General features: G+C 43.4%; 11 protein-coding genes. 6 read left to right on the top strand and 5 right to left on the bottom strand.

What is annotated here, in order from left to right:
* On the bottom strand, positions 1-238 hold a 238-nt coding region (locus tag LC605_RS29555; RefSeq protein ID WP_229551000.1), incomplete at its 3' end, for a hypothetical protein.
* A 79-nt stretch (positions 239-317) separates the two neighbouring features.
* On the opposite strand from LC605_RS29555, the gene efp reads away from it, so the two are divergent.
* From efp to LC605_RS29540, 3 genes are all read left to right on the top strand, one after another.
* Positions 318-875, top strand: a complete 558-nt coding sequence (efp, locus tag LC605_RS29550) for an elongation factor P (RefSeq protein WP_229550999.1) — start codon at positions 318-320, stop codon at positions 873-875.
* A gap of 108 nt (positions 876-983) precedes the next feature.
* Positions 984-1,541, top strand: coding sequence for an acetyl-CoA carboxylase biotin carboxyl carrier protein (accB, locus tag LC605_RS29545; RefSeq protein ID WP_229550998.1), 558 nt, complete (start codon positions 984-986; stop codon positions 1,539-1,541).
* A 62-nt stretch (positions 1,542-1,603) separates the two neighbouring features.
* On the top strand, positions 1,604-1,951 hold the full coding sequence (locus LC605_RS29540) for a metalloregulator ArsR/SmtB family transcription factor (RefSeq protein ID WP_229550997.1): 348 nt from the start codon (positions 1,604-1,606) through the stop codon (positions 1,949-1,951).
* A 1-nt stretch (position 1,952) separates the two neighbouring features.
* Here LC605_RS29540 and LC605_RS29535 read toward each other — a convergent pair whose 3' ends face one another.
* The 3 genes from LC605_RS29535 to LC605_RS29525 all read right to left on the bottom strand — a co-directional run bounded on the left by LC605_RS29535 (position 1,953) and on the right by LC605_RS29525 (position 4,847).
* Positions 1,953-2,096, bottom strand: coding sequence for a hypothetical protein (locus LC605_RS29535; protein WP_229550996.1), 144 nt, complete (start codon positions 2,094-2,096; stop codon positions 1,953-1,955).
* A 3-nt stretch (positions 2,097-2,099) separates the two neighbouring features.
* On the bottom strand, positions 2,100-2,711 hold the full coding sequence (locus LC605_RS29530) for a GerMN domain-containing protein (protein ID WP_229550995.1): 612 nt from the start codon (positions 2,709-2,711) through the stop codon (positions 2,100-2,102).
* A 321-nt stretch (positions 2,712-3,032) separates the two neighbouring features.
* Positions 3,033-4,847, bottom strand: a complete 1,815-nt coding sequence (locus tag LC605_RS29525; RefSeq protein ID WP_229550994.1) for a proline--tRNA ligase — start codon at positions 4,845-4,847, stop codon at positions 3,033-3,035.
* Between the two features lie 293 nt (positions 4,848-5,140).
* Here LC605_RS29525 and LC605_RS29520 point away from each other — a divergent pair, with 293 nt between their 5' ends.
* Together LC605_RS29520 and LC605_RS29515 are read left to right on the top strand one after the other, a co-directional pair.
* On the top strand, positions 5,141-5,458 hold the full coding sequence (locus LC605_RS29520; protein ID WP_229550993.1) for a hypothetical protein: 318 nt from the start codon (positions 5,141-5,143) through the stop codon (positions 5,456-5,458).
* Positions 5,455-5,820: an aspartyl protease gene (locus tag LC605_RS29515; protein WP_229550992.1), complete on the top strand. Its 366-nt coding sequence runs from the start codon at positions 5,455-5,457 to the stop codon at positions 5,818-5,820. Before LC605_RS29520 ends, LC605_RS29515 begins: the two co-directional genes overlap by 4 nt.
* Before the next feature lie 62 nt (positions 5,821-5,882).
* Here LC605_RS29515 and LC605_RS29510 read toward each other — a convergent pair whose 3' ends face one another.
* Positions 5,883-6,143 (bottom strand): hypothetical protein, encoded by a 261-nt coding sequence (locus LC605_RS29510; protein ID WP_229550991.1) that lies wholly within the window; start codon positions 6,141-6,143, stop codon positions 5,883-5,885.
* A gap of 149 nt (positions 6,144-6,292) precedes the next feature.
* Between LC605_RS29510 and LC605_RS29505 the strand changes: the two genes are divergently transcribed.
* On the top strand, positions 6,293-7,687 hold the full coding sequence (locus LC605_RS29505; RefSeq protein WP_229550990.1) for a 1-acyl-sn-glycerol-3-phosphate acyltransferase: 1,395 nt from the start codon (positions 6,293-6,295) through the stop codon (positions 7,685-7,687).
* Positions 7,688-7,784 lie beyond the last annotated feature (97 nt).

Genomic DNA, 7,784 nt, shown 5'->3' with positions numbered 1-7,784 from the left:
AGCATTGAATTGTTGACTGGACGTAACCCATACATAATCTTCCCATGTTAGGTGATGAGGGAGATGGGGGAGATGAGGGAGATGAGGGAGATGGGGGAGATGGGGGAGATGGGGGAGATGAGGGAGATGGGGGAGATGGGGGAGATGGGGGAGATGAGGGAGATGGGGGAGATGGGGGAGATGGGGGAGATGGGGGAGATGGGGGAGATGAGGGAGAATAATCATACTCAATGCCCAATGCCCCATGAGTAAATAGCTAATTACTCCGCTAGAAGGGTACAATAAATGCCGATTGTCTTCCAAAATTTGAAAGTTTCATGATCTCCAGTAACGACTTTCGACCCGGTGTTTCAATTGTCTTAGATGGGTCTGTATGGCGAGTGCTTGAATTCCTGCACGTCAAACCAGGTAAAGGTTCTGCCTTTGTACGAACTAAGTTAAAAAATGTCCAGAGTGGGAGCGTGATGGAAAAAACGTTCCGAGCAGGGGAAACAGTGCCGCAAGCCACCCTAGAAAAAAGCACGATGCAGCATACCTATAAAGAGGGCGATGAGTTCGTCTTTATGGATATGGAAACCTACGAAGAAGGCAGATTGACCCGTGAACAAATTGGCGATCGCGTCAAGTACCTCAAAGAAGGTATGGAAGCTGAGGTTATTCGGTGGGGTGAACAGGTGCTAGGAGTAGAATTGCCTAAGTCTGTGGTTCTGGAAATTGTCCAAACAGATCCAGGTTTAAAAGGTGACACTGCCACAGGTGGCTCAAAACCAGCAACTCTAGAAACTGGTGCAATTGTGATGGTTCCTTTGTTTATTTCCCAAGGAGAACGCATCAAAGTTGATACCCAGGAAGATAAGTATATCAGCAGGGAATAATTTTCATCTCCACCGAGATGCAAGTCCCGATTTAAATCCCTAGATAGGGATTAAATCCCTGCCACACTTAAGATACTAATTTACGGATCGGTCGAGGTAATAAAAACTGTGCCATTGGACTTTAATGAAATCCGCCAACTACTGGCAACTATCGCACAAACAGATATTGTAGAAGTCACGCTTAAAAGCGATGACTTTGAGCTAACAGTCCGTAAGGCTGCGAGCGTTGGCAATCAGGTGTTGTCGGTAGGTCAAGCGACCTTAGGCGGTGTGGTAGGTTCGGGCTTGACATCGGGTTCATCTGGGGGAAACCAGGTGAACGCAAGTCAGGTGACAGAGGTATCCACATCTCGTGTGTTGGAGAATACTGGAACTAGCACACAATTGCAGTTGTCAGTAAATCCTCTCTCAATCATTGATCAGAGATTAGTAGAAGTGCCTTCCCCAATGGTGGGAACCTTTTATCGCGCTCCTGCGCCGGGGGAAGCGGCATTTGTGGAAGTTGGCGATCGCGTCCGCAAGGGTCAAACAGTCTGTATCATTGAGGCCATGAAGCTGATGAATGAAATCGAAGCCGAAGTCTCTGGACAGGTGATGGAAATTCTTCTCCAAAATGGCGACGCTGTAGAATATGGTCAACCTTTGATGCGAATTAACCCTGATTAAGTATTAATGTATAGATGAAGTGAGTCATTGTTAAAATTTTCAGTCCTTGCGGGTCAACCCTGATGAAACAAACGTTGCCTTTACCACCCGAAGTGGTGCAACAAGTAGCTGAATACTTCAGCCTGTTAAGTGAGCCAATGCGCCTGCGGCTGTTACACTTATTACGGGATGAAGAGAAATGCGTGCAAGAGTTGGTAGAGGCAACACAGACTTCTCAGGCAAATGTGTCAAAACACCTGAAGGTAATGTGGCAAGCAGGTATCCTTAGCCGCCGCAGTGAAGGAACTTGCGCCTATTACCGGGTGGAAGATCAAATGATTTTTGAGTTGTGTAATCGGGTTTGCGATCGCCTCGCCACAAGGTTAGAACAGCAAGCCCGTAATTTTCGTGTATTAAATAGCAGACGTTAGGTCAGTTGTCCTTTGTCAGTTGTCCTTTGTGAAAAACCAATGACCAATGACCAATGACCAATGACCAATGACCAATGACCAATGACCAATGACCGATGACCAATGACCAATGACCAATGACCAATGACCAATGACCAATGACCAATGACTAAAGTGGATAATCTTTTTGAAAGTTTTCACGAGTTAGCGGTTGTTGTAACTCTACACCCTCACCGCCTAAAACATCTAACGGTTTGCCGTCCACGTCAATATACACTTTGGCTTTAGGATTTAAAGTTGTCGCAGTATAAACAATTTGTCCCACGCGACCCATCATTGAGGTGCTACCACCACCTTTAGTAAAATCTTCAGATAAATTAACGTGAACTTCATCATTTTCCGCCTTCAGCCCCAACAGCTTGGTTCCTTTGGGGATGGTTGTTGAATCTGTGCCTTCTGTTGGGCCTGCTAACAAACTTTGGAAAGCTGCTTCTAAAGGCTGGCTGGCTCGTATAGAAGCGACTTTAATCGGCTGGGGGACTAAAGTAACATTTTTGTCTGTTGGTCTTAGCCAATAAACGTTAGGGGTTTGCTCATTTGCTGGCTGCCTAGTTGATGGCTGTGCTGGCTGCTCAATGCGCCCAGAGGGGTTTGAGGGTGTGGGAGTATTACTAGATTGTGAGGTAAACCAAGCTACACCACCACCTACCGCTACAACCACTGCTGAGACGGCTGCAATTACGCCTGAAGAAATACGATTAGATCCTTGTTGGTCTTTCATGTTCAAAACCTTCCTAACTGAGGGCTGATATAGTAGTTATGTGAGGAGCAGCCTGGTTAACGACGATGCTTGTAACTGAAGAGTTTCTCACAACGGGAGGAGACTTTATACCTTTTAATTCTGAAATTTCCTGATTTAATTTTAGAATTTTTACTTTTAATCCGTCACCTGCCAATTTATGTAGATCTCATTCTTTCTAAAGATGATTAAATTTACAACGCAGAGGAACGCAAAGGAAAACGCAAAGGAACGCAAAGGAACGCAAAGTATTACAAAAGTCCCTCTGCGAACCTCTGCGCTTCCCTTTGCGCCCCTCTGCGTTTAATCTTTACCCTCTATTTCTTCCATAATCCACTGTTTGAGTGTCGTTGTAACTTCATCAATGACAATTTCTTGAGATTTGCGGGTGGCTCTTTCTACAATTTCAACTTTGCCATTAGCGATCGCCCGTCCGGTGACAATTCTATAAGGTATACCAATCAAGTCAGCATCTTTAAATTTCACTCCCGCACGTTCGTCGCGGTCATCTAGTAGGGTTTCAATTCCGGCTTGATTGAGTTCTGTATAAAGTTTTTGGGCGATTTCGACTTGTTGAGCATCCTTAATGTTGGGAATTGTGACAATGGCGTGATAAGGTGCGATCGCTACTGGCCAAATAATCCCATCTTGATCGTAAGATTGCTCGACGGCAGCTTGCGCTAGTCGTGATACACCTACGCCAAAACAACCCATAAATAGCGGCTTTTCTTCACCTTGTTCATTGGTATAAGTTGCACCCATCCCTTGGGAATACTTAGTGCCTAATTGAAAGATGTGACCTGCTTCAATTCCACGGGTGCTGAAGAGAGTTTGTTCTGGGTTGTGGATGGCGCGATCGCCTGGTCTTGCCTTACGTGTATCTACTACCAAATTTGGTATTTTGAATTGCTCACCCCAATTAGCTCCAACTACGTGATAACCAGCTTCATTGGCGCCTGTAACAAAGTTTTTTAAATTAACGGCTGTTTGATCCACCAAGCGCAAAAACTTGGGATGGATCTGTTTATTGGCGGTAATATACTCATCTGCAATATCTGGAGCAATGTAGCCTAAAGGTAGAGATTTCGCTGTCCATGCTTCCTGCGCTTCTACATTTGGTACATTCAAACTAATAATAGTTTTAGCACCATATTCAGAAGCTAATTTAGTTAATTCATTTTGCAACTTAACTTCATTAACTTCCTGATCGCCTCGGATGCTTACCAGAACTAAGACGGTTATACCGTTATCATAAACTGTCTGATAAAGGACATTTTTCACTAATTGAGTTGGAGAACAGTTGAGGAGTTGACAAACCTTTTCAATGGTTTCTGTTCCAGGTGTATCGCGTTTCTCGTAGGTTGTAAACCGTGAGGTTTCGGTGTCAATTGGTAAAGAAACAGCCTTTTCTACGTTAGCGGCGTATTGACCATCCTCAGTGTAGAGAACTTCGTCTTCGCCAGCTTCTGCCAAAATCATAAATTCTGTGGAACCAGAACCACCAATTGCACCAGAATCAGCTTCTACTGCCCGAAAAGCTAAACCAGAACGCCGTAGGATATTGCTGTAAGCTTTATACATATCCTGGTAAGTTTCTTTGAGGCTAGCTTCATCGGCATGGAAAGAGTAGCCGTCTTTCATGATAAACTCTCGTCCACGCATTAAACCAAAACGGGGACGAATTTCATCGCGGAATTTGGTTTGAATTTGGTAGAGGTGTAATGGTAGCTGGCGATAAGAGCGAATCATCTCACGAGCGATCGCTGTGATGACTTCCTCATGAGTTGGGCCTAATCCTAATTGTTGCTCACGGCGGTCAATTAGGGAAAACATAATTCCCTCAGCTTTGGTGTAAGTATCCCAGCGTCCCGATTCCTTCCATAAATCAGCCGGTTGCAATTGTGGTAAAAGACATTCTTGTGCGCCTGTAGCGTTCATTTCTTCCCGCACAATCTGAGAAACTTTTTGCAGTACCCGCCACATCAAAGGCAAATAAGCATAAATACCGCTACCGATGCGACGAATATAGCCTGCACGGAGTAATAATTTATGGCTAGGAATCTCAGCATCAGCCGGATCATCCCGCAGTGTAACAAATAACATTTGTGAAAGTCGCATCGTTTAATCCCTTTTCCGAATCTCTAATTTGTTTATAAACCACTTGGCGATTAGAAATCGCGGCTACACAAACTCAAAGTCTGCCTGGGCGGACTAAGAAGGCATCCTAGTTTGAATCTGCGTGGTGTGCAAAGCGCAAGCGCGATCGGCATTCTACAGCCGTTAAGATATGGCAATGATATAATCTTTGCAACTATTTAATCTATTTTGACTCTGGTGTTTTCAGAGTTTGTGAGAAATCCGGGTAATGCCTCTAATATATATAGATATCGCCAAGATAGTGAGAGTCAACTATGACCGAAACCAAACCCACCCGTATCGCCCGCAGAGGAAGAATTTTTCCCTCAATGCAGTGGACAGAAGAGAAAAAGCAAGCCAGGAAAACTTCTCAAGAAGAATTTTACCAACGCTGCCAGCCCATTTTTGATAGAGTCCAACCCGAACTAATTAAAACTCACTACAACTGGTACATGGCAGTCGAACCAGAAAGCCGCGAATATTTTGTTGATAAAGATGAGATGACTGCTATTAAGATGTCACGTCAAAAACACCCGAACTGTCCCGTTTTCGTCTTTAAAATTAACGAGACTGGAGTTGCTGGGACAATATGATATCAGGAAGGTTTGGTGATGGGGAGGAGTTGATTTTTGAAATCGAATTGATTGCCGCCAATGGATTTAAATTACCAATTGATGTAGTTTTAGATACAGGATTTTCTGATTGGTTAGCCATTGATCAGCAGGACTTGGAAGGGTTTGATTGGGAATATTTAGGCGAACGTTCGATGTTGATGGCAAGGAGTGTATCTAACTTTGATATTTATGCAGGCCAAGTCAGAATTGATGGAGAGATTTTTGATATTCCTGTTTATGCTGGTGATGGAGTACCAGAAGTTTTACTCGGTCGTCAATGGCTGACTAATCGTAGGTTAGTCGTAGATATGCCATCAGGTATTTTAACCTTGGGAAAATAATAATTAATCAAAACTTCAATCAACCATAAATAGATATAAAAATATTTTTCTCCTAGATATCTTCAGTTAAACAACGCCCAATGGTCAATTTTAATAGTGCCTCTAGCTCTACTTTTAGCTGTTCCATCACTGTCACCTACAGCAGTATTAGTGAAGAAATCGGCAATACAGACTAACCTTTCCTCAGCCTTTCTAGGGTCACTCAGAGATGCCTTAACAAACTTTTTGGCAGGCTCCTTTGTAATATCTGACTCAGAATAGTTCGTAAATTCATCAACTAATAACTGCTGCGGTTGTTTGTCAGGTTGATTCTGATTCTTCATAACACAGATGAAACAGTATACACTTTCCCCCATGAGCAACTGACTGGCGGACAACTTCAGTCGTCAGGAAATTTTACAGCAGCTAAGATAGCTTAAAAGAAATAACCACCTGGCGATAGAAATCGCGACATCTTTAGGAGATAACTATCTTGGCAAATGTAATTTATCAAGCACAGGCACCTTTAGAATTTATTCCTCCCGCCTTTAACCCTTTATTTCTACAAGTTGTCCATCTGTTGCTACCCAGTTGGATAAACTGGCAAACAGGTATTACCCAAATTGAAGCAGACAACGTAAAGGTGCTAGTGGATCTGTATCAGCAGTTTCAGGAAGATAAGATCCGTTTTATGTTGGCATTTCGCCATCCGAAAACAGACGATCCGTTTTGTTTGGCTTACTTGTTATCTCAACTTGTACCAAAGGTAGCGCGATCGCAAGACATAACACTACAACTTCCGATTCACGCTCATTTTATCTACGATCGCGGCATTCCTCTATGGGCCGGTGACTACGTCGGCTGGATTGCTTCTCATTTAGGTGGGACTCCGATTCAGCGAGGTAAGGCTGACTGGACGGGGTTACGTTCAGCGCGTGACTTGTTTGCTAATGGGAAATTCCCGATGGCGGCTGCGCCTGAAGGTAGTACTAATGGCTTATCAGAGAATATTAGCCCTCTAGAACCTGGTATTGCCCAATTAGGCTTTTGGTGCGCGGAAGATTTGCACAAAGCTGAACGCGACCAACAGGTTCTCATTGTACCAGTTGGGATTAAATATAGTTACGTTGATGCTCCTTGGGATGCGATCGCTAATCTTTTAAGTGAATTGGAAGTGGCTAGTGGTTTACCTGTGAATCCACCACAAAATGCTTCTGTGGAGTCACTTTATCCCAGATTGTTGACTTTGGCAGAACATTTACTTTTGCTAATGGAAGAATTTTACACACGGTTTTATCATCAAAAATTGCCAGATGCGAAGATTGTCAATGGGCAAATTCCAGATAGAAATGAAGCCTTAGCATTTCGTCTACAAGCGTTGTTGAATGCAGCGTTGCTAATATCAGAACAGTATTTTAATTTGCAGTCAAAAGGCAGTTTGAGTGACCGTTGTCGGCGAGTAGAACAAGCAGGTTGGAATTATATATTTAGAGAAGAATTTAAGGATGTCAAAGGAGTATCTGCGGTTGAGAAAGCTTTAGGCGATCGCGTTGCAGAAGAAGCGAATGCGCGGATGTGGCATATGCGTTTAGTAGAAAGTTTTGTGGCTGTTTCTGGTAGTTATATTCGGGAAAACCCGACGGTAGAAAGGTTTGCTGAAACAACTTTAATTTTATGGCAAATGATTGCTAAAATTAAAGGCAACAAAACTGTACAGCGTCCACAATTAGGTAAGCAAAAAGTCAAAATTACTGTGGGTGAACCCATATCTATTTCTGAGCGTTATCCAGCATATAAGGAAAATCGTTTGGGTGCTAGACAAGCTGTTGCTGATGTGACAAATGATTTGCAATATGCGTTAGAGGATGTTTTAAAAGTGGGGGGCTAGTGTAAGAAAGCTCACAAGGCGTATGCTGAATTTTGTAGAAACCAGCACCCTGTGAGCGAATGACTAAAGCATACCGTAGCAATCTGACCTGGGAACA

The sequence above is a fragment of the Nostoc sp. CHAB 5836 genome (genome assembly GCF_020829445.1).
Taxonomy (GTDB): Bacteria; Cyanobacteriota; Cyanobacteriia; order Cyanobacteriales; family Nostocaceae; genus Nostoc.
This window is presented reverse-complemented; position numbering and strand designations above follow the sequence as displayed.

Excerpts from the sequence above, each read along its gene's own strand:
- efp (WP_229550999.1), top strand. The coding sequence starts at position 318 with ATGATCTCCAGTAACGACTTTCGACCCGGTGTTTCAATTGTCTTAGAT.
- LC605_RS29540 (WP_229550997.1), top strand. The coding sequence starts at position 1,604 with ATGAAACAAACGTTGCCTTTACCACCCGAAGTGGTGCAACAAGTAGCT.
- LC605_RS29530 (WP_229550995.1), bottom strand. The coding sequence starts at position 2,711 with ATGAAAGACCAACAAGGATCTAATCGTATTTCTTCAGGCGTAATTGCA.
- LC605_RS29525 (WP_229550994.1), bottom strand. The coding sequence starts at position 4,847 with ATGCGACTTTCACAAATGTTATTTGTTACACTGCGGGATGATCCGGCT.
- LC605_RS29520 (WP_229550993.1), top strand. The coding sequence starts at position 5,141 with ATGACCGAAACCAAACCCACCCGTATCGCCCGCAGAGGAAGAATTTTT.
- LC605_RS29515 (WP_229550992.1), top strand. The coding sequence starts at position 5,455 with ATGATATCAGGAAGGTTTGGTGATGGGGAGGAGTTGATTTTTGAAATC.
- LC605_RS29510 (WP_229550991.1), bottom strand. The coding sequence starts at position 6,143 with ATGAAGAATCAGAATCAACCTGACAAACAACCGCAGCAGTTATTAGTT.